Below are 21,803 nucleotides of genomic sequence, written 5' to 3'. Positions count from 1 at the left end.
GTAAACATGAACTCCAAGTGCTATTGCACAGGTTGGCCCCTCGTGGCCGGTCTGGTGGCAAGCGTGCTGGCATTGCCGAGCTTCGCTGCCGCATTGACACTCGATGAAGCGTTGCGGCTGGCCGAAAACAATGCGCCGTCGCTGACCGCACAAGACGCCAAAATTCAGGCTGCCAGCAGCGCGGCTATTCCAGCCGGTGAGCTACCTGACCCCAAACTGGTACTGGGTGTTCAGAACTACCCCATTGGCGGTCCGGATCGCTGGAGCATCGACCAGGACTTCATGACCATGCAAATGGTCGGGGTCAGGCAAGAAATGCTCAACAGCGACAAGCGCAAAGCGCGCATTGAGGTCGCCGATGCGGCCGTTGATCGCGCCGCTGCGGAGCGTCGAGTCGAACGTCTGAAGGTACGCCAGTCCACGGCGTTGGCCTGGATCAGCAGCTACTCGGTCGAGCGCAAAGACGCACTTTTCCAGGACTTCTACAAAGAAAACCGCCTGTTGAGCGATACCGTCCGGGCTCAGATTGTCGGTGGTCGCGCTCAACCCGCCGATGCGGTGACGCCCAAGCAAGAAGCGGCTCAACTGGCGGAGCAACAGGACGATCTGATTCTCCAGAGAGCGCAGGCCCGAGCAGCCCTCAAACGCTGGATTGGCTCAGCCGCCAACGACAAGCCTGTGGGCAGCTTGCCCGAATGGCCCGTCGATACCTCAAGCTACTCCCATAAATTGCAGCGCCATCCCGAGTTGGCCGCGTTTGTGCCGATGACCCGCGAAGCGCAAGCCAAGGTTCGTGAAGCCGTGTCGCAGAAGCAGTCAGACTGGAGCTGGGAGCTGGATTACCAGCGCCGTGGCCGTGAGTTTGGCGATATGGTCAGCGTGCAATTTTCCTGGGACCTGCCGCTGTTTCCTGAATCCCGCCAGAACCCCAAAATTGCAGCCAGACAGGCTGAACTCAGTCAGCTTGAGGCCGAGCGCGAAGCCCTGTCTCGCGAGCACATTCAGCAACTGGAAAACGAGCTGGCTGACTATGAGCGCCTGAATCGTGCCGTGCGCCGAAACCAGGAAAGCCTGTTGCCGCTGGCCAGGGAAAAGGTCGAACTCAGCATGGCCAGTTATCGGTCCGGCAAAGGTGATTTGAACGCCGTTGTCGCCGCCCGGCGTGAACTCATCGAAGCCCGCCTCAAACAGATCGACGTGGAAGAGCAGCGAGCGCTGACCAGTGCGCGTCTGTATTTTGCTTATGGGGAGTCCAGCCAATGATCCTTAAAAAATGGAACGGGGCATTGCTGGTAGGTATCTCGCTGGTATTGGGTGTTGCCGGTGGCTACTGGTTCGCTCACCAGCGCATGAGCGGAGTACCAGCTATCGCCCCGGAACAGAGCCTCAATTCACCGGATGAACGCAAGGCTCTGTATTGGTACGACCCCATGTACCCGCAGCAAAAGTTCGATAAGCCGGGGAAATCCCCCTTCATGGACATGCAACTGGTTCCTCAGTACGCCAGTGGAGCAGGGGACCGTGCGACCGTCAGTATCGATCCAGGTCTGACCCAGAATCTCGGTCTGCGTTTTGCCACAGTCGGCCGTGGGATCTTTGACTCCAGCCTCGATGTGACAGGTGTCTTGGCGTTCAACGAACGTGATGTCGCGGTGATTCAGGCACGCACCACTGGCTTTGTGGAGCGGGTTTATGACCATGCTCCCGGTGATGTGCTCAAAGCCAACGCGGCGTTAGCGGATATCCTGGTGCCTGAGTGGGCCGCTGCCCAGACAGAGTTTCTTGCGCTGAGGCGCAATGGAGATGCTGACTTGTTGGCTGCGGCCCGCCAGCGACTACGACTCACAGGGATGCCGGCAACACTGATTACTCAGGTAGAGCGTGGCGGTAAGGTCCAGCCCTACCTGACGCTTACCAGCCCCATTGCCGGTGTGCTGCAAGAATTGAACGTACGTGCGGGGATGACCGTGGCGACTGGCGACACTCTGGCACGCGTCAATGGCTTGAGCAGTGTCTGGCTAGCCGTGGCCGTTCCAGAATCGGATGCCGGATCTATCACCGTGGGGCAGGCGATCGAAGCGCGTCTGCCAGCCTTCCCGGGGACAGTGCTCAATGGCAAGGTCGGCGCGATTTTGCCCGAGACCAATCCGGACAGCCGTACTCTTCGTGTGCGCGTGGAACTCCCCAATCCGGACGGGCGCCTCAAACCGGGTTTGACGGCGCAGGTACGCCTGAATCGTTCGTCCGAGCAAAGTGTGTTGTGGGTGCCGAGCGAAGCCGTCATTCGCACTGGCCGACGTGCCCTGGTGATGCTCGCCGAAGACGCGGGCCGCTACCGTCCCGTGGAGGTGCACCTCGGGCAGGAAAGCGATGGCAAAACGGCGATATTGAAAGGTCTGGAAGAAGGCCAGAAGGTGGTGACGTCGGGCCAGTTCTTGCTCGACTCGGAGGCCAGTCTTAAGGGCATTGTTACAAGCACGGAGAAAGATTCACCACCCAGCGCAGCAGCCTCCAGCTTTCATGAAGCGGATGGGCAGATCGTTGAGATCAACGACAAAGAAGTCACGCTTGCCCATGGTCCTTTCAAGACGCTGGGCATGCCCGGTATGACGATGACGTTCCCACTCGCCAACCCGGCTCTGATGCAGGGCCTAAAAACGGGCGACAAGGTCCGGGTTGCGGTGAGTCAGACCGACGATGGCTTGCGTGTTGAGCGCCTGGACAAATCAGGGAGCCAGCTATGATTGCTGCCCTGATTCGTTGGTCAGTAGCCAACCGCTTCCTGGTGCTACTGGCGACACTGTTTGTCACGGCTTGGGGTATCTGGTCGGTGCAGAGCACGCCCATCGATGCGCTGCCGGATCTCTCCGATGTTCAGGTGATCATCCGCACCCCGTATCCGGGACAGGCACCGCAGATCGTCGAGAACCAAGTGACCTATCCGTTGGCAACCACCATGCTTTCGGTGCCCGGCGCCAAGACCGTGCGCGGCTACTCCTTCTTTGGTGACAGCTTTGTCTATGTGCTGTTCGAAGACGGTACTGACTTGTATTGGGCCCGCTCGCGGGTGTTGGAGTATCTGAGCCAAATACAAAGTCGGTTGCCGGCCAGCGCCCAACCGGCGTTGGGGCCGGACGCGACGGGCGTGGGCTGGATCTTCCAGTACGCGCTGGTGGATCGCAGTGGCGGACACGATTTGGCACAGCTTCGAGCACTTCAGGACTGGTTCCTCAAGTTCGAACTCAAGACCCTGCCCAACGTTGCGGAAGTGGCCACCGTGGGCGGTATGGTCAAGCAGTACCAAGTGCAGCTCGATCCGCTCAAACTGGCCAGCCTCGGCATTACTCAGGCCGAGGTGACCGAAGCCATCGGCAAGGCCAACCAGGAAACCGGTGGTGCGGTGCTGGAGATGGCAGAGACCGAGTTTATCGTGCGTGCTTCCGGCTACCTGAAGACGCTCAATGACTTTCGGGCGATCCCGCTCAAGCTGGCTTCGGGAGGCGTGCCGGTGACCCTTGGCGATGTCGCCACGATCCAGTTGGGACCGGAAATGCGGCGTGGCATCACTGAACTCGATGGCGAAGGCGAGACTGTCGGCGGCGTGGTGATTTTGCGTAGCGGCAAGAACGCTCGCGAGACCATTGCTGCGGTCAAGACGAAACTCGACGAACTGAAAAACAGTTTGCCGGCCGGGGTGGAAATCGTCACCACCTATGACCGCAGCAAACTGATCGACCGCGCTGTGGAAAACCTCAGCCACAAGCTAATCGAGGAGTTCATCGTTGTCGCGTTGGTCTGCGGGATCTTTCTCTGGCACTTGCGCTCGTCCCTGGTGGCGATCATTTCGCTGCCGGTGGGGGTGCTGATTGCCTTCATCGTCATGCGTTACCAAGGGATCAACGCCAACATCATGTCCTTGGGCGGGATTGCTATCGCCATTGGCGCGATGGTCGATGCTGCGGTGGTGATGATCGAGAACGCCCACAAGAAGATTGAGGCTTGGCACGTGGCAAATCCTGGAGAGGAGCTGAAGGGTGAGCGTCATTGGCATGTAATGACCGAAGCGGCGGCAGAGGTAGGCCCGGCGCTGTTCTTCTGTTTGTTAATCATCACCCTGTCGTTCATTCCGGTATTTACCCTGGAAGCGCAGGAGGGGCGGTTGTTCGGCCCGTTGGCTTTCACCAAGACTTACGCCATGGCCGCAGCGGCGGGATTGTCAGTGACCTTGGTACCGGTGCTGATGGGCTACTGGATTCGGGGACGAATTCCCAGTGAACGACAGAACCCATTGAACCGGTGGTTGATTCGGATCTATCAGCCCGCTCTGGACGCAGTCTTGTGTCGACCCAAGATTACGCTGCTGATGGCGCTGTTGGTTTTTGTCAGTGCGCTATGGCCAATGTCTCGCTTGGGTGGCGAGTTTCTCCCCCCGTTGGACGAGGGCGATCTGCTCTATATGCCATCCGCTCTGCCGGGATTGTCGGCGCAGAAAGCGGCGCAGTTGCTGCAACAGACTGATCGTCTGATCAAAACCGTTCCAGAGGTTGAACATGTCTTCGGTAAAGCCGGTCGCGCTGAAACCGCCACCGATCCGGCACCGCTGGAAATGTTCGAAACCACTATCCAGTTCAAACCGCAAGAGCAATGGCGTTCAGGCATGACCCAGGAAAAACTCGTGGAAGAACTGGATCGCGTGGTGCGAGTTCCAGGGCTGACCAATATCTGGATACCGCCGATTCGCAATCGTATCGACATGCTGGCCACGGGTATCAAGAGCCCCATCGGGGTGAAGGTTGCTGGCACCAACCTGGCGCAGATCGATGCTGTCACCCAAGCCGTCGAGCGTGCGGCCAAGGATGTGCCGGGTGTCAGTTCGGCCCTGGCTGAACGACTGACCGGTGGCCGCTATATCGACGTGGATATCGACCGCAAGGCCGCCGCCCGCTACAGACTGAATATCGCCGATGTGCAGTCCATCGTGGCCGGCGCTATCGGCGGTGAAAATGTCGGTGAGACCATTGAGGGGCTCGCACGCTTCCCGATCAACGTGCGTTACCCACGGGAGTGGCGTGACTCGCTCGGCGCCTTGGAGCAATTGCCGATCTACACCCCTCTGGGGAGCCAGATCACCCTCGGCACTGTGGCGAAGGTCAAGGTCACGGACGGTCCGCCGATGCTCAAGAGCGAGAACGCACGGCCTTCAGGCTGGGTGTACATCGATGTGCGGGGGAGGGACATTGCTTCTGTGGTCGCCGATCTACGCCGAGTCGTCAATGAGCAGGTCAAGTTGCAGCCCGGCATGAGCCTGAGCTACTCGGGACAGTTCGAGTTTCTCGAAAGGGCCAACGCACGACTCAAGCTGGTGGTGCCTGCCACGCTGTTGATCATTTTCGTGTTGCTCTACCTGACTTTCGCCCGCTTCGATGAGGCCTTGCTGATCATGGCCACTCTGCCATTCGCACTGACTGGTGGAGCATGGTTCCTCTATCTGTTGGGATTCAATCTGTCGGTCGCCACCGGAGTCGGCTTTATCGCATTGGCCGGGGTTTCTGCCGAGTTCGGCGTGATCATGCTGCTCTACCTGAAGCACGCTTGGGCCGAACGTGAAGACCTCGGTGACAGCACTGAGCGTGGGCTGGTTGCTGCGATTCGTGAAGGCGCTGTGCAGCGCGTTCGACCTAAGGCCATGACTGTTGCCGTCATCATTGCCGGCCTGTTACCCATTCTTTTGGGGAGCGGCACCGGCAGCGAGGTGATGAGTCGCATTGCTGCACCCATGGTCGGCGGGATGGTCACTGCACCCTTACTTTCCCTGTTTGTCATTCCGGCAGCGTATCGCCTGATGCGTCGCCGGCACCTCCCAGTTGAAACCAACACCCCTGAAGGAAAAGTCGTATGAAACTGACCCTGATTGCCGTTGCAAGCACCGTATTCACACTGTCTCTTTCGGCCCACGCAGAGGATATGCCGGGCATGAAAATGGACGGTATGGAGGGCATGCAGATGAAGCAAGACGTAAAGCAGGCTCCAGTAGCCAAAGCGGAGGGCACAATCAAGGCAATTAACTCCGAGAAGCACACAGTGACTATCGCTCATGGCGCCGTGCCAGCTGTGCAATGGCCGCCGATGACCATGGCCTTTTCCGTAACGGATGATCAGATGACAGGGCTGATGGCTGGAGACCGTGTATCGTTTTCCTTTCACCTGGAGGGTGGCAGAGCCACGATTATTTCCATTAAAAAATGAAATAGTGATGGTGAAACGTAGCCGGCACGTTTTGTCGCGCCGGTTTTTACCATCCGCTTGTGCATGAAAACCAGTAATTCAGTACCGCAGCAGAACGGGCCGCTTTTGGCCCGAAAACTGCCGGGCATCAAGAACAAATCGATAATGTCAGGGCCAGCGTAAATCAGTCCGCTAAACGGAGCCCAGGGTAGGCGCAGTACCGTCTAATCTGAGTAGTACGTGAGCACAAACATGTCTCACGCCTCTTGCTACAGGGGAAACGGGATGACCGGAACAACAGCGTGCCAATGCTCGTCATGGGTCCTACTCTCCCTGCTAGCCATCAACCTGGTGCTGACGACTGGATGTTCAGGCAAAGCTGCCACGGCTCGCTATTCGGCCTCAAACATAGGCTCAAACTGCTATGCAAAAGCGCTACCCACTGCCGGCGAGGGTGGTCTGGCTTGGGGCTCCACCTTGAACATGGCTCGCGAAAAATCCCTGGCTAATTGCATACGCTATGCCGGCCGATCCGGTGGCACGCCGAATACCTGCGAAGTGGTGTTGGCGGAGTGCAAAAAATAGAAAACGGCTCGTTAGATGGAACGAGCCGTTGTTGTGACGGTGCTTAGCGGGGGAAGTGCACGGATGTCAGACCGGATTCAAAGGTGGTCCGCATCAATCACAGCCTTGGCGAATGCCTGCGGATCTTCCTGCGGCAGGTTGTGGCCGATGCCGCCGCTGATCAGCCGGAACTCGTATTTGCCGGTGAAGCGCTTGGCGTAATCCTCGGGGGCAGGGTGCGGCGCGCCGTTGGCATCGCCTTCAAGGGTGATGGTCGGTACGCTAATGGAAGGCGCCGTAGCCAGTTTCTGCTCTAAAGCTTCGTATTGGCTTTCGCCTTGAACCAGACCCAGGCGCCAGCGGTAGTTGAATACCGTGATGTCGACATGGTCGGAGTTCTCCAGCGCCTTGGCGCTGCGGTCGAAAGTGGCGTCGTCGAACGCCCATTTCGGCGAAGCCAGTTGCCATATCAGCTTGGCGAAGTCATGGGTGTTTTTCTCGTACCCGGAGCGACCGCGGTCGGTGGCGAAGTAAAACTGATACCACCACTGCAACTCGGCCTTGGGTGGCAGCGGGTTCTTGCCGGCCGCCTGGTTACCGATCAGATAGCCGCTGACCGAGACCAGCGCCTTGACCCGTTCTGGCCACAACGCCGAGACGATGTCGGCCGATCGCGCGCCCCAGTCATAGCCACCGAGCACGGCCTGTTTGATCTTCAGCGCATCCATAAAATCGATGACGTCACTTGCCAGCGCGGTCGGTTGACCATTGCGAAGCGTTTTATCGGACAGAAAATGCGTATCACCGTAGCCACGCGCATACGGCATCAACACTCGATAGCCCTTTGCTGCAAGCAATGGCGCGACTTCATCATAGCTGTGAATGTCGTACGGCCAACCGTGCAGAAGAATGACTACCGGCCCATCGGCCGGGCCTGTTTCGGCGTACGCCACGTTCAACAGTCCGGCGCTGACATGCTTCAGCGGGCCGAACGGGGAGGGTGCCGCATGAGTGGCGCTGGCGCTGATTGCGTCTGGCTGCACAGCTGCGCTCGTTTGTGCGTGGGCCGCACCGACAGCGCTGAACAGGGTGAGCGCGAGGATCGATGAGCCGACCAGACGGCGGCGAGTTTTGCCGGTTGTGTTCTGCAGTGCCATCTTCATGGTGATGTCTCCTTTGCAAGCCGTTGGCCAGGGGTTCTGAGTGATCCCCTTCAAACCTGGCTTGCATTTGAGCGCGGCGACGTATCTGGCCTGTGTCGAATGGCGGGACAGGTGAAAACTCATGTATCAACATACTAGCGAGACACACTGTGATACGCAGCGGAGCAGCAGAATCAACGACGCCGACAGACGGACAGATCGACCCAGTCTTGAGCCGATCTATCAATGCCGGTTAGAAGTGCCAGTGCTCAGCGTGAACGACGCGACAGAATGGGCCCGCCAGGGTTGCATTGTGATGAGCGATGATATTTTCGGCCTTCAACGCAAGGGTGTCGGTGCAGGTATGACCATCGGCGATCAGCACTGCATCGAACCCAAGATCTCGTGCGGCGCGGCAGGTGCTGTCGACACAATACTGGGTCTTCATTCCGGCAATAACCACGCCTTGAGATCCACAAGCTTTTAGCCGATCGACCAGGTCAGTCATGGCGAAAGCGTTGGGTCGGCTTTTTTCGAAGATCACTTCGTCGCCTTGTAGCAGCAGTTCCTGCACCAGTTGCGTCAACGGGCTTCCAGGTTCGATAGGCGAGCCTGGCGGACCTACGTGGCGAGCCAGAAAAACTGGCGCGCCTGCGCTCCGGGCTTTGCTCAACAGGCTATTCAAAGTGTTTATCAGCGCTTCGCCAGCCCATGGCTTATCCGGGCCATGAAACAATCCAACCTGCATATCGAGAATCAACAGTGCATACATAGTGCTTTTCCTTGCGTTTGGACCAGCGACACAAGGGCAAAAGAAAAGGCCCTATCCATCGCTGGCGGGCCTTTTGAAGTTCGTGCGTTATTGGCTCACGACACCTCTCACGACCCGCCTCGGGCGGTCGTGGTAGTGGAGGTCGAGGCAATGCATGGCTGATTCATAGAGCTGACAGTATCTGCACGGTATCTGGTTGGCAAGGGGGCGCATCCGTGCGCCAAACGACCGGCTTTAGCGCTTGATCAGGGAAATCTTGGTGCCTTCGATGCTGATCCCGGCCATTAACCCCTGCTGGTCGAAAATGAACGCGTAGGCATCGTCCTTCACTGTCGTGCTGGACAGATTCTTCGCCACCCCTTCATCAACCATTACAACGGTGGGTCCTACGCCTATTTCCCAACCCTTGGTTTTACGTACATAGTCCACGGCTTTGTCGGTCATCAGGAAAACCGCATAGCCATATGACTGGGCGCCTGCTTGCAGCCCCCAGGACCCGGTTACGGAGTTGTAATAGTTCTCTACTTTCTTGTCCTTCAACAACACGCCTTCACCATAGCTGCCGCCAAACACAAGGCCTGCCTTGATGATTTTCGGGAAGACAAGAATCGCTTTGGCGTTGTGCGAAATGCTTTCAGCAAATGGCGTGGACTTGTAGAGCGTTTGCAACGCTTGCCGAGAGTCGACATCCAGATCCTCGGCGGTTGCCGCACCAGCAGTGTTCAGGAAGCTCGCCGATGCCAGTGAAGCTGTCGCAAGGATGATCGATAGGAAGAACCGCATTGACTGAGTCATTTTAGTACTCCGATACGGGAGCATTGGATGTGAGCAGCAGCCAGCACCTGCCCCTCGGCAGAAATCCGAGCCTGCTGAAATTATCCCGCGCACCCTAAAGTGTGTGAACGACTGGCTTCGCCCTTGAATGAAGCAGGCCAGAGGCCTTTGAACATTGGCGACGTCATCACCTGCTTTGACCTCTGCGTATCAGCCGGGTTCGTTGTCAGAAACTGCGATGGCCGAAAGTCGATACTGTTAGTTCTGTGAAATATCGCAGGTAACGGGGAAGACAAGGGCACCGGCGCTGCTGGCCTGTACTAGGCTGTTCATCCAGGACAACCTGCTGGAGAGGGCAACGATGCCTGAATGTTTTGATACGCTGGATACAGCCCTCGCAGCGGTAGCCAGGGACAAGGAAAAGAAACGGTTATGGACTATCCTCACTTTTCAGGGCAGCAATACGTTTTACCTGTTCTGGAGTGCAGCCAATGCCGGTCAGATTGTGGCGGGTATATTGAATGAGGATTTACCTGCCAGCGACGCCTCCCTGCCGAAAGTGTTACCTAATAAAGCGCTGCCGCAACTAAAACGAGGTGGCGTGGACAAGGGCCACCCTGAGTACGAGCAAAACGAGATCAACCGCCAAACGGTATCGAAGACAAAAGCGTTGCGGGCAAGCGTGGCCGACGTGCTGGCCCAGCAGTGGAAGGTCAACACCTGGACTTTCACAGGGCATGCGGAGGAGCGAATGCTGCTTAACTTTGGTGCTCTTTATACCCAGTTTGCCGTTGCGTCAGGACAGATTCCGACGGTGATCATCTACAACTCCGACTCGCCGTGTACGGTCGACGACCCGCGCGCGAGCTCTTTCTTGCAGCCGCGATCCTGCTCGGCCAAGTTGACCCATCTGGCCAAGCGTTACCCGTTTGCGCAGTTCACCATCTACTATTACAAGGCCTATCACGGCGGGGGATCCGCCTCATCGGACGGCGCGTCCTCCAGCTCGAGCTCTGGCAGCACGGCTCCCAACTTCATCTCGGGCGACAACATCGAGTTACTGCCTTTTACCCCGGAATTGCGGGAGTTGTGCGCCCAGAACAACATTAAGTAGTCGCTTCAACGAAACGCTCAAGCGTCGCTGCGTCACGCAATGGCGCCGTCGTGCCGCTTGGTTTTAGAGGAGACGCAGCATGGACCGATTCACCGGCGGTTGCCTGTGCGGCAACGTCCGAATTGAGGCGTCGGGACTCCCATACCGGGTCGGCCTTTGTCACTGTCTCGACTGCCGCAAACATCATGGGGCGCTTTTTCACGCCTCGGCGGTGTTCCCTCAGGATGCGGTGACGATCGATGGCGAAACACGCGACAACGCCGGGCGGTTTTTCTGTCCCCGCTGCGGCTCGTCCGTTTTCGCGCGCACCGCCGACGAAATCGAAGTGAACCTGGGATCCCTGGATGCCCCTGACCAACTGAAGCCAACCTACGAAAGCTGGATCATCCGTCGCGAATCCTGGTTGCCACTGTTTCCGCTCACGCGACGATACGAGCGCGATCGTGATGCCACCGGTCGCTTTGAGGAGTAGGTCGCATGCACGGTGCGAAGGCGCTCGGCCACGACTACGATGTCGGGTAATAGCCGCTCTCTGCCTGTCGCGAAGGACTGAAAGCGACCCGAAGCGGACTCTGACCAGCATTTGGTTAAGGGGGGCTTTAGCCCGTCCCATTGAGCGAAGTGAACGATTTGAACCAGTTGTTATGCATGTTTTACTAGCCGTTTCTTTAAATGATACAGGTTAGTCCCGATTGGGCGATCCTCAAGAACACCATAAATCTCATACCCATGCCGCTCATAGAACTTTTTAGCATCAACGGTTTTTAAGAATGCAACTACTGCCCCATTGTTGGCACCAATCGCTTCTGCTTTTTCCAAAAGCATAGATCCTACTTTTTTACCGCGATGAGATTCCTTAACCCAAAAGGTGTCAATTTCTAAGCCATCCCAGTAACAATTACAGCTTATTGCACCGATGTAGTCGCCTGCTTCATCGTGTGCAATAACCATAAATATTTTATCTTCCGATTCTGGTGGTAGATTTGGATATTGAATTCGAAGATATTCTGAAAACCTATTATTCAGAACTCCTTTGTCCTTTTCTGTTGGAGAATCCAATACATCAATCTTGATTTCCACTTTATTGCTCCTTAAATTCAACTTTTAGGTGCCGAACGGCTTTTGGCATAATATTCCATGTTCATGCGTAATCCCTTGAGCAATCAAAAAAATCGACGTTGTAAACGCGACATCAAGAAGGGGGAAAGCGACATATTACTTTGCACATTACTGACGTATTAACTGCGTGTCCATGGTCTGCTTTTGGCCAAAAACGGTCGCTCGTGAGCGGTCGGGTTTGGTCGTTTTCTGCCCATCGCGAGAGGCCAAAAACGACCCAAAGCTGCATATCACGACATTTACTCTCACAGTTTAAACCACGTTCTGATAACCGAACTCACAACTATCCTGACACCGGGGTTCCCCAGAAATCCGTAGAGCCTACTTAAGGGGACGGCTTTATTTTCTGATATTAAATCCGTCTGCCTTTCTCGCTCAGCCAACCTACTCAAACCGCCGCCGCTTCATGAACAATCCCATCCCCATCGCCACGGCAAAAACCGACAGCAACCCCAGATCAAACCCCAACAAGCGGATCTGACCTGCCACAACGCAGCCAACCGCACCCGCCGCCACCAACACCACTCCTAACCACTTGCGTAGCAGATACGGTTTGAGGAATTGATCGAGCAGAAAGGACAACACCAAGGCAATGACCAATTGAGTAATTACGGACATGTACGTCTCCAGTCAGGTCTTGATGATCAATGTCGAGAGGGTGCGTTGCGGGCCGATACCGCCGTTGACCTGCGCCTCGATGCTGACCAGTACGTCGCCAGCATGGTAGGTGGGTAGGATTTCATTGGCATACGTGCGCACACCGGCCCCTACAGATATCGCCACGTAAGAGGGGGCCACGGCCTTGGCGGCGGCAGTGAAGGCCGTGGCTGCAAGGTTGGCGATCGTGGTGCGCTGGGCGTTGAGGGCATCGCCCTGTTGCCGGGTCAACGGCTTGGAGATGCCGATCATCATCAAGCACGGCAGGTTTTTGGCCAGCATCTTGTCGTACACCTCGACGACCTTGCTGTTGACCTCATAGTGGGCGTTTTTTGCCTCGCCAAAATGCAGCTCGCGCAGGCGCCCACGTTCGCTGTCGGTGAGGGTGATCTGCGAGATGTTGAAGACGATCCCTTGATTGCCCATGTATTGGAAAGTCCCTTCGAACTTCATCGCTCGTTTCCTTTTGAGGTGAAGGTGGCGATTCTCTACAACGAGCGTATTGGATTCAAATCATTTCATCTGGCTGGAGCGCGGAGCGGTGAATGCCGGTCAGTTAAGCAGGCACCCTTGGCGAGCATTTTTTCCAGTGAGTCGAGCGTTGGATCATCATGGCCCGCGCCGGCCCTCGGTAGTTCGCTCGTATTCAGTCCTATCGATTTTTTGGTGTTCAAGAATGAATGACCGCTACTGGCCGTTCTCTGCCGGTCATTGCCACTGAATCGCCCCTGATTAAGTAGACACTCTGGAGCGACCGCTTTTGGCCGACTTCTGCCTGTCGCGACTGACCGAAATCGGACCCGAAGCAATGGGATGGACTCCTCCTCACTTCGGCATCTTGAGTGCCAGACTGAAAGTGCGAACCACAGTCAACAGTGAGAAGGAGTCCACACATGAAGCTTATGCGAATTGGGGTCGACCTGGCCAAGAACGTGTTTCAGATTCACGGCGTGGATCGTCATGAGCAACCAGTCTGGCGGCAGCGTTTACCTCGTGATCGCTGGCTGCAAACGGTGCTGGACAAGATCGAGCCCGGCTGTGAGATCGGCATGGAAAGTTGTAGCGGTGCGCACCATTGGGCGCGGCAGCTACAGGCACGCGGATTTCAGGTGAGGCTGATCGCGCCTCAGTTCGTCAAACCGTACGTCAAGAGCAACAAAAACGACGCCAACGATGCCGAGGCAATCTGTGAGGCGATGAGCCGCCCCAGCATGCGCTTCGTCGCCGTCAAGACCATCGAACAACAGGATATCCAGGCGACGCATCGCATCCGGGCCGGCTTAATTGAACAGCGGACCGCCAAAGCCAATCAGGTTCGTGGGCTGATCGCCGAGTACGGCCTCATTGCGCCGAAGGAGTTACTGATGCTGCGTCGCGCAATACCGTGCTGGCTAGAAGACGCGGATAACGGTTTGACGATACGTTTTCGTCGTCTGCTGAAGGGTTTGTGGGATGACCTGCGCGCACTTGATGAGCGCGTGGGCGAACTCAATGGCGAGATATCTGCGATCGCGGCATGTGAGCCAATGGCCGTCCGTTTACAGCAGCTGCGTGGAGTCGGCCCGATGATTGCCACCGCGCTGGTTGCTGCCATCGGTGATGCCAGTCAGTTTGCCAACGGCCGACAACTGGCCGCCTCGCTAGGGTTGACGCCAAAGCAACACAGCTCTGGCGGCAAGGATCGACTGCTTGGCATTAGCAAACGCGGGGATGCTTATCTGCGAACGCTGATGATCCACGGTGCGCGGTCGGCACTGCGCACAGCAAAATCCAAAGACGATCGACTCAGCCAGTGGGCTGTCCGTTTAGCCGAACGTTCACATCCCAACGTGGCCGCTATCGCACTGGCCAACAAAACTGCACGCATGGCCTGGGCGATGCTGCGCAACGGCACTGATTACCAACCGGATCGGGCAGCGGCCTGAATTATTCACTCCAGGAGAATCACCCCCACACCACGATTGCGAAGCAACCCGAGCAATGGCAAACCGGTCGAACCGGCGTCGGCAAAACCCTCTAATGTCCAGGTGCGTAAAGCACGTAGAAGCGATTGGGAGCCGACGCGCGAATAGCCCATCATGGCCCTGCATCAAAACGATGCCGTTGTAAGAGGCCGAATATACGTGTGCAGTCGGCACGGGCGCCAAAGCGAAGGAGGCTTGCAACGAGGAGGAGTCCATATACGGACATCAGGCAATTGCCGCTATCGATCTAAAGCGATCTGTTTCGACCGGTATGAAGAGAGATTCCTTCACTGTCCACGAAGTCCGACGCCTCAGAAGTAGACATCGCCTCACTCCCGTTGGCTTTGTTTCTCCGTACACCCCAGCGGCCTATGATTCCACGCCATCCGCAGTGGCTGTTGCAGCGGGAACTTCAGGGTACTGGTCAGGTCAACAGGGACCCTGTATCGGCGATGCCGAGCAGCGCTGGTGGCCTGTTTTACGACAGCACCGTCCGAGATCAGCCGAGTCCCCCACTGATGCCAACCAAGTGTTTTCTGCCGGTTCTTATCCTGGCGTTCTGCGCCGTCGCGTCGCTTTGCTCGGTTGCTGCCGAGCGAAGCGCGCCCTCGCAAAGTAATAGCGCATCAACCACCCTGATCGAAACCGCCTCGCGGCAGTATGAAAATGGCCAGTTGGACCAAGCCGCTGCCACGCTGGAGCGTGCCCTGCATATCCAGCCGAACAATCCCGCGACGCTGCATTATCTCGGCGTGTTGCGTCTTCAGCAGGGGGAGTACCAGCAGGCTGAAACGTTGGCGGCGCGCTCAAACATGCGGGTTGGTCGCAACGTCGCGTTACGCAACCGCAACTTCCAATTGATCCAGGCGCCGCAGCAGGCCAGGGCTTCGAGTAGCTCACCCAATGCCAAAGAGGATCGGGCCGCAGTACAGAAGGGGCTCGAAGAGGAGACCCAAAGGCGCCGCGAAGCAGAAATGGTCGCCGCTGAACAATCCACTCCGGACAGGTCACGGCCCGAAGGAGAAATGCCAGTGGCTTCCGTCAAGCCAGAGCCCGCGTACGATGAGGTTGAGATTCCCCGCGGCCATTGGCCGCCTCCGGGTAAATGCCGAATCTGGTTTCCCGATCGCCCGGCCGGGCATCAGCCCGCACCCGGCCGCTGCAAAAAGCTGCGACATCGGGTTCCGTCAGGAGCCTACCTGGTGCGCGGTTGAGTTCTGAGCGCCCCTTCTTGCCGCCGTTTGACGCTATTTATAATGCTGCTCAAACACGGCTACCTGCTCCGGTGTGATCAGCTGAAAGGGCACCCAGACATCCGTCTCGACCGGTTCTCCTTTGATCATCTTGATGGCCGCTTGCAGCGCGCTGGTCGCTTGTGCCTTGGGGTCTTGAAAGACGGAGGCTACGAGCATCCCGCGCTTGATGGCCGCGAGGCCGTCAGGCAGGCCGTCGATGCCGACAATTGCAATCTCGCCCGTGGCTTTGCCAGCTTGCTGCAGCGCCATGGCGGCGCCGATGGCCATCTCGTCGTTGTTGGCCACGATGGCATCGAAGCCGGTGCCGGCCAGGAGCCAGTTGCTGGTCAGGTCCATCCCTTTGTTGCGTTGCCACTCGGCACTTTGTTGTTCGACGACCTTGATCCCGGGATAGTCCTTGAGCACCTGTTTGACGCCTTCGGTGCGGTCGTGCGTGGAGTTCTGCGCCAGGTCGCCCATGATGATCGCGATGTTGCCTTTGCCCGCCATCTTGTCAGCCAGGTAGCGCATTTGCAGTTGCCCGGCCTCAACGTCGTTGGACGCCACCGTGACCACGCCTTTGGGCAGGACGCGTTCGTCCGGATGGCGGTTGACGTAGACCAGCGGTATTTTCGCTTCGACGGCGGCGCGAGTCATGTTGGCGGTGGCGGCGGTGTCCACGGGCAGGACGATGACGGCGTCCACCTTCTGGCCGAGAAAGCCCTGAATCTGATTGAGCTGGCGAACCACATCGCCCTGGGCATCCTCGAACTGAATCTGGACGTTCTCCTTCCTGGCGGCATCTTCCAGGCCGCTGCGCACATAGGTCATGAAGTTGTCGTCAACCCTGGCAATGCTGACGCCGATGCGATAGCTGGCGGCGGCCCATTGGCTGAACAGGAATAACAGCGTGGCAAAAAGAAGTGTGCAGCGACGCATGATGGTTTTTCCTTTTTTGTTATGAGTTGAAATTCATCAAGATCAAACGTGGTGTTTCTGGCGCTCTCTGAATCAAACCCGTCGAGAGCGCCAGCGTCCTCAATCCAGCGTGAAGGCTTGCCGAAAGCGTTCTAGTGCCGCTTCGCTGTCGCCGCTGGCCCAGCCCTCGAGCCCGACGACACCGGTGTATCCCATGCGGAACAAAGCTTTGGCAATCGCTGGATAATGGATTTCACCGGTGCCGGGTTCCATGCGGCCGGGGACATCGGCGACCTGGATTTCCCCGATGGCGCTGCCTGCGCGCTGGATCAGTTCGATCAGGTTTCCTTCGCCGATCTGGGCATGGTAAAGGTCCAGGTTCATCTTCAGATGAGGGCTGCCCACGGCCTCGATCAGCGAGAGGGTATCGTCGGCGCGAGCGAAGGGAGTGCCAGGGTGGTCCACCTCGGTATTGAGGTTTTCCAGCAAGAATACCCGGCCTGCGTCTTCGCCCAGGCGAGCGATTTTTTCCAGGGTCTTGCAGGCGCTCAACCACATGCGTCCGGTGGTGTGGGCCACGGGTTTGACCGGCAAACCTTTGTCGCCCAGGCCAGTGCCGTGCAAGTTGAGACTCGGGCAATTCAGTTGTGCGGCGACGGCCAGCGATTCTCGTGCGCTGTCGAGCAGGTACTGGATGTCTTCGGGGTCGGTCAGGTTGCCCGAGATGTAGCCGGTCATGGAAGTGAAGTCAGCGCCCGTGGCGACAAGGGCCGGAATATCTTTCTTCGTCCAGTCCCAGATTTCGGCGCTGAACCCCAGCGCGTGAATGCGTTTTACGCGCTCTGCGAATGGCAAGTCGAGGAAGACCATTTCGGCACTGATCGCCAGTTTGAACGGTGTGAAACTCATGAATGGGCTCCTTGCACGCGCACGGGTTTGCCCTGCTGGAAGGACTCGATACACGCGCGGGCAATGGCCAGTGCAGCACGGGCGTCTTCGCCGCTGGCGAGCGGTTTTTCACCGGTGCGCAGGCAGTCGACAAAGTGGTTGAGTTCGGCCACATAGGCATCACGCAGCAGGTCGGTGTCCATGCGCTGGGTGTCGGCCTGGATGCCATTGGCCAGATAGCGCACCAGGTCAGAGTCATTGAGGCTGCCCATGGTCAGCATGCCAGCGCTGCCGAACACTTCCCCTCGAACATCGTAGCCATACACGGCCTGGAAATTGGCCTCGGCCGTCGCGATGGCGCCGTTGTCGAAACGGATCGTGACCACTGCTGTGTCCAGGAAGCCCTTGGCCTTGTAATCCGGTGCGATCAGGGCATCGGCCATGACAAAAACCTCAACCGCTTCTGCACCGGGATTGAGGTAGCGAAGGGTATCGAAGTCATGGATCAGGGTTTCGAGGAAAATCACCCACTGCGGCGAGGCAGCCGGATTGTTCAGCGCCGGGTCGCGGGTCAACGAGCGCAGCAGTTGCGGCGTACCGATGCGGCCTGCGGCCACGTCCAGGTGCGCGGCCCGGAAGCTTTTGGCGAAACGGCGGTTGAAGCCGACCTGTAGTGGCACTCGCGCATTGGCGGCTGCGGCGATGGCGCGGTCGGCTTCGTCGAGGGTGATGGCCATGGGTTTTTCACAAAACACGCCTTTGCCGGCCCGGGCCGCACTGATCACCAGTTCGGCATGGCTGCGGGCGGGGGCGGCGATCAAGACAGCGTCGATTTCCGGGTCATCGAGCAGTTGCTGTGGGTCGGTATAGACCCGTTGCACACCCAATTCTGCCGCCAGGCGTACGGCTTGACCGGGTGTTGGGTCGGCGATGGCGGCCAGGCAGGCGCCGGGAATGTGCCGGGCGGCAGTCAGGCCGTGAAAGCTGCCCATGCGGCCAGCACCGATGAGACCCAGGCGGATGATCTTGGACGTACTCATGAAATGACTCCCTTTTATTGTTGTTCAATGACTCGCAGCAGGAATGTCCTCGCTGACGTCAATCAAGAGAGCAAGGGCTGTGCCAATGTATAAATCATTGATATTTAAGGAGTTAATTAATATTGATTGAAAAATGTGTTCATTTGCATGACATGTCTACACTGACATGTCTAAAACGTGAACATAGAAGCGAATCGATGATGGTGAACCCACAGCTAACAGCCTTCAGCGCGCAAGACCTCGATTACATCACCGCGCTCGGGCCTGCATCGTTGAACGAAGGACCGATCGCCGAGCTGGACCAGGCTTGGCTGGCTTGCCTGAAAGGGCGCATCGATCGACCTGCCGGGGTCAGGCAGGTTATTTGGGACTCCTGGCTGCGCAGTGTCAGTGCCGGCCTCGATCCTGAGGATGGCGAATACCGGTTTGTCGCCCCAGCCGTTCTGGCCGCAACGCTGGCGGCCAATCGTGCCTTGATCGCCGCGGCGGCGGAGGTCATGAAGGGATTGCTGGCGTACAACCCCAGGGGCCATATCAATCTGACCGATGCCGCAGGCACGACCCTGTATTTTTGCGGCCTGGACCTCACGCCGGTGGGCAGTCGGCTGCTGGAGTCGGTGCAGGGCACCAACTGCACCGGGCTGGCGATTACCGAAGATCGCTTGGTGTATGTGCTGGCTGAGGAAAACTTCGGGATCGGTCTGCGTCGCCGGCGCATGCATTGTGCCGCTGCGCCGATCAGGGATGCCCAGGGCCGGACGCTGGCCATGCTGACCCTGACCGCAGAGCCTGGCTGGTTTCATTTCCATACCTTGGGCACCGTCCAGGCAGCGGCCGAAGCGGTCTCGCGGCAGATGGCGCTGCAAGCTCTGCTGGAAGAACAGCAAACCGTCCTCGAAGTGCTCAACGAGGGCCTCGTGGTGCTGGATGAGCGGGGCTGCATCAAGGCGCTCAATCGCTATGCCCGTCAATTGTTCCGCGTGGGCCAGGATCTGCTAGGCAGCCCGTTCCAGCGTCTGGGGCAAAGCGAACTGACCAACCAGATTCTGCTGCGCGGCGGGGAAGGGCTACGGGATTTGGATTGCACGTTTGAACTGCATGATCGCAGCCACTTGGCGTGTCTGGTGTCGGTGTGTCCACTGGAGCAGGGTGGGCGCATTGTTTCGTTGCGCGAGAACCGGCGTATTCGGGAAATTACCCGGCGGATCATCGGCACTCAAGCCAGTTACACCTTCGAGACCATTCAAGGCAGTTCGCGAGCCATACAGGACGCGTTGCACCTGGGACGGATTGCCAGTCGCAGTGACTCGACCACACTGATTCTGGGTGAAAGCGGCACTGGCAAGGAGCTGTTTGCCCAGGCAATCCATAACGCCAGCGACCGTTGCAGTGGTCCGTTTGTGGCCGTCAATTGCGGGGCCATTCCGCGAGATCTGGTGCAGAGCGAACTGTTCGGTCATGTCGAGGGCGCCTTCACCGGATCGGCCCGTGGAGGCTCTGCCGGGAAATTCGAATTGGCCGATGGCGGAACGATCTTCCTCGACGAAATCGGTGACATGTCTTTCGATGCCCAGGTCAGCCTGCTGCGCGTTTTGCAAGAAGGTGAGGTGACGCGCGTGGGCGCGAAAAAATCGCAGCAAGTGGATGTACGCATCATCGCCGCCACCCACCGTAACCTGAGCCAGGCCGTTGCCGATGGCGCTTTTCGTGAGGATCTTTACTACCGGCTCAATGTGCTGAACCTGACGGTTCCACCGCTGCGGATGCGTCGGGAAGATGTTCCATTGCTGGCGCGACATTTTCTCAATCGTTGCACCCGGTCGCTACGCAAATCGGTGCAGGGCATCTCGCCAGAGGCGTTGGATATTCTTTCGGCCTACAGCTGGCCGGGTAACGTTCGCGAGCTGGAAAACACCATTGAACGCGCGACCAATCTGGCGGTGACCGAACTGATTCAGCCAGCTGATCTACCGCTTGAAATCAAGCAGAAGCTACATCAGCCGGCGCCAGGAAGTGTGCCCGCACCCCGGGCCGCCCTTGACCTTGGCACCCATGAAATGAATGCGATCATCGCGGCCCTCAGGGATACCCGCGGCAACATCCGCCTGGCCGCGAGGCAGCTGAATGTTTCTCGCGGCGGGTTGTACAACAAGATGAATCGGTTCGGGTTGAGTGCCGATGCTTTCCGTTCGGAATCCAACCTCTGATGGGGGCTCACACCGTCAGTGTCGGGCGTTCTCTGAGGTGATGATCTGCAATGGAACATGGATTCGATGCCGTATCGGATCGAAGTCCGGCGTGGTCTGCAGTTCGACCAGCAAATCGACCAGCGCGGTTGCCAGTAATCGGGGCTGGGAGTCGATCAGCAGGCTGATCAGTCCCTGATCCAGCGCTTGTCGCGACAGCTCGGTCGACTCCTGCAGAATGCAGCACAGTGACGGCTGCTTCGGCAACTGCGACAGGGCATTGATGACCCCGTCGCCGCCACCGCCGACCACGCACAAACCGCGCAAGTCATCGTGCCGCGCCAGCAGGTCCAGCGTCGCCTCTTCGGTGATGTCGCAATTGTCCAGATTGATCACCGCTTCCAGCAGCCGCAACCCTGGGGCGCGCTCCGCCAGATAGCTGCGCAACCCCTCGACCCGCGCCTGATGGCCAAGAAAACGGTGACCACCGAGCAACACCCCGACGCTGCCTTTGCGGGCGCCACACGTGTGAGCCATCAGCCAGCCCATGGTTCGTCCGACCTCGTGATTATCCTGGCCGACGTAAGGCTCATCCGCCGCCTCATGAATGTCGGACAGCAGCGCGATCACCGGCACGCCGGCCTCTCTGATCTGCGCGATGGCGGCATTGATCTGCGGATGCGCGAAGCTGACCACCGCCAGACCATCGCACTGCACCGCCAGTTGTTCGATCTGGGCAATGATCGCGCTGGGCGTGCGATCGAAGACGTACTCGAATTGAATGCTCAGATTGGCATCAGCCTGACGCTGCGCCGCCTCGGTGATGGCGGTGGCCACGTTGCCATAAAACGCCTGGGCGGTGCCGAGCAAGAGGATGCCGAAACGATAGGTGGGACGACGTTCGCGGATCCGCTGGCCGATCAGCCGGGCGGCGAAATAACCGACCGCTTCGGCGGCCTGGAATACCTGCTCGGCGGTGGCCGGGTTGACCGGCGCCCTGGCGTTGAGCACCCGGTCTACGGTGGCGACACTCAAGCCAGCGTGCTCGGCAACGGTGGCGATGGTTGGGCGTTTGTTGTTGTTCATGGCGGCCCCCGCAAGCGCTTTGATAGAAAACTATCAAGCTTCAATGGGCCTGGATGATAGCTTGATAGGGAATGTATTCAAGGGCTTGAGGGTGATTTCTGCGCTCTCTATATTTTCCC

At 58.0% G+C, this 21,803-nt stretch carries 21 protein-coding genes; 11 read left to right on the top strand and 10 right to left on the bottom strand.

Annotated elements, in window-relative coordinates:
• Window positions 1-6: 6 nt before the first annotated feature.
• From PSH65_RS18805 to PSH65_RS18785, 5 genes are all read left to right on the top strand, one after another.
• Complete coding sequence (locus tag PSH65_RS18805; RefSeq protein ID WP_305421718.1) at window positions 7-1,263, top strand: TolC family protein; 1,257 nt, start codon at window positions 7-9, stop codon at window positions 1,261-1,263.
• Window positions 1,260-2,744, top strand: coding sequence for an efflux RND transporter periplasmic adaptor subunit (locus tag PSH65_RS18800; RefSeq protein WP_305421717.1), 1,485 nt, complete (start codon window positions 1,260-1,262; stop codon window positions 2,742-2,744). Before PSH65_RS18805 ends, PSH65_RS18800 begins: the two co-directional genes overlap by 4 nt.
• Window positions 2,741-5,899 carry an efflux RND transporter permease subunit gene (locus PSH65_RS18795; protein ID WP_305421716.1) on the top strand — a complete coding sequence of 1,053 codons (3,159 nt, stop codon included), beginning with the start codon at window positions 2,741-2,743 and terminating at the stop codon, window positions 5,897-5,899. Before PSH65_RS18800 ends, PSH65_RS18795 begins: the two co-directional genes overlap by 4 nt.
• Entirely contained in the window at window positions 5,896-6,246 is a 351-nt protein-coding gene (locus PSH65_RS18790; RefSeq protein ID WP_305421714.1) for a copper-binding protein, read from the top strand. Before PSH65_RS18795 ends, PSH65_RS18790 begins: the two co-directional genes overlap by 4 nt.
• A 264-nt stretch (window positions 6,247-6,510) precedes the next feature.
• Window positions 6,511-6,810 (top strand): hypothetical protein, encoded by a 300-nt coding sequence (locus PSH65_RS18785; RefSeq protein ID WP_305421713.1) that lies wholly within the window; start codon window positions 6,511-6,513, stop codon window positions 6,808-6,810.
• Window positions 6,811-6,887: 77 nt separating this feature from the next.
• On the opposite strand, the gene PSH65_RS18780 is transcribed toward PSH65_RS18785, so the two are convergent.
• The gene (locus PSH65_RS18780) at window positions 6,888-7,952 is read right to left on the bottom strand and encodes an alpha/beta fold hydrolase (protein ID WP_305421712.1); all 1,065 of its coding nucleotides are present in this window, start codon (window positions 7,950-7,952) and stop codon (window positions 6,888-6,890) included.
• Between the two features lie 232 nt (window positions 7,953-8,184).
• Window positions 8,185-8,667, bottom strand: a complete 483-nt coding sequence (locus PSH65_RS18775) for an isochorismatase family protein (protein ID WP_305427016.1) — start codon at window positions 8,665-8,667, stop codon at window positions 8,185-8,187.
• On the opposite strand from PSH65_RS18775, the gene PSH65_RS18770 reads away from it, so the two are divergent.
• Window positions 8,557-8,865: a hypothetical protein gene (locus PSH65_RS18770; RefSeq protein WP_305427082.1), complete on the top strand. Its 309-nt coding sequence runs from the start codon at window positions 8,557-8,559 to the stop codon at window positions 8,863-8,865. The genes PSH65_RS18775 and PSH65_RS18770 overlap by 111 nt on opposite strands.
• A gap of 72 nt (window positions 8,866-8,937) precedes the next feature.
• Here the strand turns inward: PSH65_RS18770 and PSH65_RS18765 are convergent, their stop codons facing one another.
• Window positions 8,938-9,498 carry a lipid-binding SYLF domain-containing protein gene (locus PSH65_RS18765; protein WP_305421710.1) on the bottom strand — a complete coding sequence of 187 codons (561 nt, stop codon included), beginning with the start codon at window positions 9,496-9,498 and terminating at the stop codon, window positions 8,938-8,940.
• Between the two features lie 340 nt (window positions 9,499-9,838).
• Between PSH65_RS18765 and PSH65_RS18760 the strand changes: the two genes are divergently transcribed.
• Both PSH65_RS18760 and PSH65_RS18755 read left to right on the top strand, forming a co-directional pair.
• On the top strand, window positions 9,839-10,591 hold the full coding sequence (locus PSH65_RS18760; protein ID WP_305421709.1) for a hypothetical protein: 753 nt from the start codon (window positions 9,839-9,841) through the stop codon (window positions 10,589-10,591).
• A 79-nt stretch (window positions 10,592-10,670) separates the two neighbouring features.
• Window positions 10,671-11,063 (top strand): GFA family protein, encoded by a 393-nt coding sequence (locus PSH65_RS18755; protein WP_305421708.1) that lies wholly within the window; start codon window positions 10,671-10,673, stop codon window positions 11,061-11,063.
• A 170-nt stretch (window positions 11,064-11,233) separates the two neighbouring features.
• Here PSH65_RS18755 and PSH65_RS18750 read toward each other — a convergent pair whose 3' ends face one another.
• The 3 genes from PSH65_RS18750 to PSH65_RS18740 all read right to left on the bottom strand — a co-directional run bounded on the left by PSH65_RS18750 (window position 11,234) and on the right by PSH65_RS18740 (window position 12,820).
• Complete coding sequence (locus PSH65_RS18750; protein WP_305421707.1) at window positions 11,234-11,671, bottom strand: GNAT family N-acetyltransferase; 438 nt, start codon at window positions 11,669-11,671, stop codon at window positions 11,234-11,236.
• Window positions 11,672-12,094: 423 nt separating this feature from the next.
• Window positions 12,095-12,328 (bottom strand): hypothetical protein, encoded by a 234-nt coding sequence (locus PSH65_RS18745; protein ID WP_080370383.1) that lies wholly within the window; start codon window positions 12,326-12,328, stop codon window positions 12,095-12,097.
• A 12-nt stretch (window positions 12,329-12,340) separates the two neighbouring features.
• On the bottom strand, window positions 12,341-12,820 hold the full coding sequence (locus PSH65_RS18740) for a hypothetical protein (RefSeq protein WP_305421705.1): 480 nt from the start codon (window positions 12,818-12,820) through the stop codon (window positions 12,341-12,343).
• A gap of 440 nt (window positions 12,821-13,260) precedes the next feature.
• Between PSH65_RS18740 and PSH65_RS18735 the strand changes: the two genes are divergently transcribed.
• A complete protein-coding gene (locus PSH65_RS18735) occupies window positions 13,261-14,292 on the top strand; it encodes an IS110 family transposase (protein ID WP_221106335.1) in 1,032 nt (343 codons plus the stop codon).
• Between the two features lie 557 nt (window positions 14,293-14,849).
• Window positions 14,850-15,545: a tetratricopeptide repeat protein gene (locus tag PSH65_RS18730; RefSeq protein ID WP_305427015.1), complete on the top strand. Its 696-nt coding sequence runs from the start codon at window positions 14,850-14,852 to the stop codon at window positions 15,543-15,545.
• Window positions 15,546-15,578: 33 nt separating this feature from the next.
• Here PSH65_RS18730 and PSH65_RS18725 read toward each other — a convergent pair whose 3' ends face one another.
• From PSH65_RS18725 to PSH65_RS18715, 3 genes are all read right to left on the bottom strand, one after another.
• On the bottom strand, window positions 15,579-16,505 hold the full coding sequence (locus PSH65_RS18725; protein ID WP_305421703.1) for a sugar ABC transporter substrate-binding protein: 927 nt from the start codon (window positions 16,503-16,505) through the stop codon (window positions 15,579-15,581).
• Between the two features lie 99 nt (window positions 16,506-16,604).
• Window positions 16,605-17,393, bottom strand: a complete 789-nt coding sequence (locus PSH65_RS18720) for a TIM barrel protein (protein ID WP_305421701.1) — start codon at window positions 17,391-17,393, stop codon at window positions 16,605-16,607.
• Entirely contained in the window at window positions 17,390-18,412 is a 1,023-nt protein-coding gene (locus tag PSH65_RS18715) for a Gfo/Idh/MocA family oxidoreductase (protein WP_305421700.1), read from the bottom strand. Before PSH65_RS18715 ends, PSH65_RS18720 begins: the two co-directional genes overlap by 4 nt.
• 200 nt (window positions 18,413-18,612) lie before the next feature.
• Between PSH65_RS18715 and PSH65_RS18710 the strand changes: the two genes are divergently transcribed.
• Window positions 18,613-20,619, top strand: coding sequence for a sigma-54-dependent Fis family transcriptional regulator (locus PSH65_RS18710; protein ID WP_305427014.1), 2,007 nt, complete (start codon window positions 18,613-18,615; stop codon window positions 20,617-20,619).
• A gap of 15 nt (window positions 20,620-20,634) precedes the next feature.
• Here the strand turns inward: PSH65_RS18710 and PSH65_RS18705 are convergent, their stop codons facing one another.
• Window positions 20,635-21,684 carry a LacI family DNA-binding transcriptional regulator gene (locus PSH65_RS18705; RefSeq protein ID WP_305421699.1) on the bottom strand — a complete coding sequence of 350 codons (1,050 nt, stop codon included), beginning with the start codon at window positions 21,682-21,684 and terminating at the stop codon, window positions 20,635-20,637.
• Between the last annotated feature and the right edge of the window lie 119 nt (window positions 21,685-21,803).

The sequence above is a fragment of the Pseudomonas sp. FP603 genome, assembly GCF_030687415.1.
In the GTDB taxonomy this organism is placed as follows: Bacteria; Pseudomonadota; Gammaproteobacteria; order Pseudomonadales; family Pseudomonadaceae; genus Aquipseudomonas; species Aquipseudomonas wuhanensis.
Note: the sequence above shows the minus strand (reverse complement) of the source record. Positions and strands in the feature narration are given on the sequence as shown.

Bases quoted from the DNA above. Each gene is read 5' to 3' on its own strand.
- PSH65_RS18715 (WP_305421700.1), bottom strand. From the start codon at position 18,412: ATGAGTACGTCCAAGATCATCCGCCTGGGTCTCATCGGTGCTGGCCGC.
- PSH65_RS18735 (WP_221106335.1), top strand. From the start codon at position 13,261: ATGAAGCTTATGCGAATTGGGGTCGACCTGGCCAAGAACGTGTTTCAG.
- PSH65_RS18705 (WP_305421699.1), bottom strand. From the start codon at position 21,684: ATGAACAACAACAAACGCCCAACCATCGCCACCGTTGCCGAGCACGCT.
- PSH65_RS18720 (WP_305421701.1), bottom strand. From the start codon at position 17,393: ATGAGTTTCACACCGTTCAAACTGGCGATCAGTGCCGAAATGGTCTTC.
- PSH65_RS18765 (WP_305421710.1), bottom strand. From the start codon at position 9,498: ATGACTCAGTCAATGCGGTTCTTCCTATCGATCATCCTTGCGACAGCT.
- PSH65_RS18800 (WP_305421717.1), top strand. From the start codon at position 1,260: ATGATCCTTAAAAAATGGAACGGGGCATTGCTGGTAGGTATCTCGCTG.
- PSH65_RS18805 (WP_305421718.1), top strand. From the start codon at position 7: ATGAACTCCAAGTGCTATTGCACAGGTTGGCCCCTCGTGGCCGGTCTG.
- PSH65_RS18795 (WP_305421716.1), top strand. From the start codon at position 2,741: ATGATTGCTGCCCTGATTCGTTGGTCAGTAGCCAACCGCTTCCTGGTG.
- PSH65_RS18725 (WP_305421703.1), bottom strand. From the start codon at position 16,505: ATGCGTCGCTGCACACTTCTTTTTGCCACGCTGTTATTCCTGTTCAGC.
- PSH65_RS18790 (WP_305421714.1), top strand. From the start codon at position 5,896: ATGAAACTGACCCTGATTGCCGTTGCAAGCACCGTATTCACACTGTCT.
- PSH65_RS18755 (WP_305421708.1), top strand. From the start codon at position 10,671: ATGGACCGATTCACCGGCGGTTGCCTGTGCGGCAACGTCCGAATTGAG.
- PSH65_RS18740 (WP_305421705.1), bottom strand. From the start codon at position 12,820: ATGAAGTTCGAAGGGACTTTCCAATACATGGGCAATCAAGGGATCGTC.
- PSH65_RS18710 (WP_305427014.1), top strand. From the start codon at position 18,613: ATGGTGAACCCACAGCTAACAGCCTTCAGCGCGCAAGACCTCGATTAC.
- PSH65_RS18745 (WP_080370383.1), bottom strand. From the start codon at position 12,328: ATGTCCGTAATTACTCAATTGGTCATTGCCTTGGTGTTGTCCTTTCTG.
- PSH65_RS18780 (WP_305421712.1), bottom strand. From the start codon at position 7,952: ATGAAGATGGCACTGCAGAACACAACCGGCAAAACTCGCCGCCGTCTG.
- PSH65_RS18760 (WP_305421709.1), top strand. From the start codon at position 9,839: ATGCCTGAATGTTTTGATACGCTGGATACAGCCCTCGCAGCGGTAGCC.
- PSH65_RS18785 (WP_305421713.1), top strand. From the start codon at position 6,511: ATGACCGGAACAACAGCGTGCCAATGCTCGTCATGGGTCCTACTCTCC.
- PSH65_RS18730 (WP_305427015.1), top strand. From the start codon at position 14,850: ATGCCAACCAAGTGTTTTCTGCCGGTTCTTATCCTGGCGTTCTGCGCC.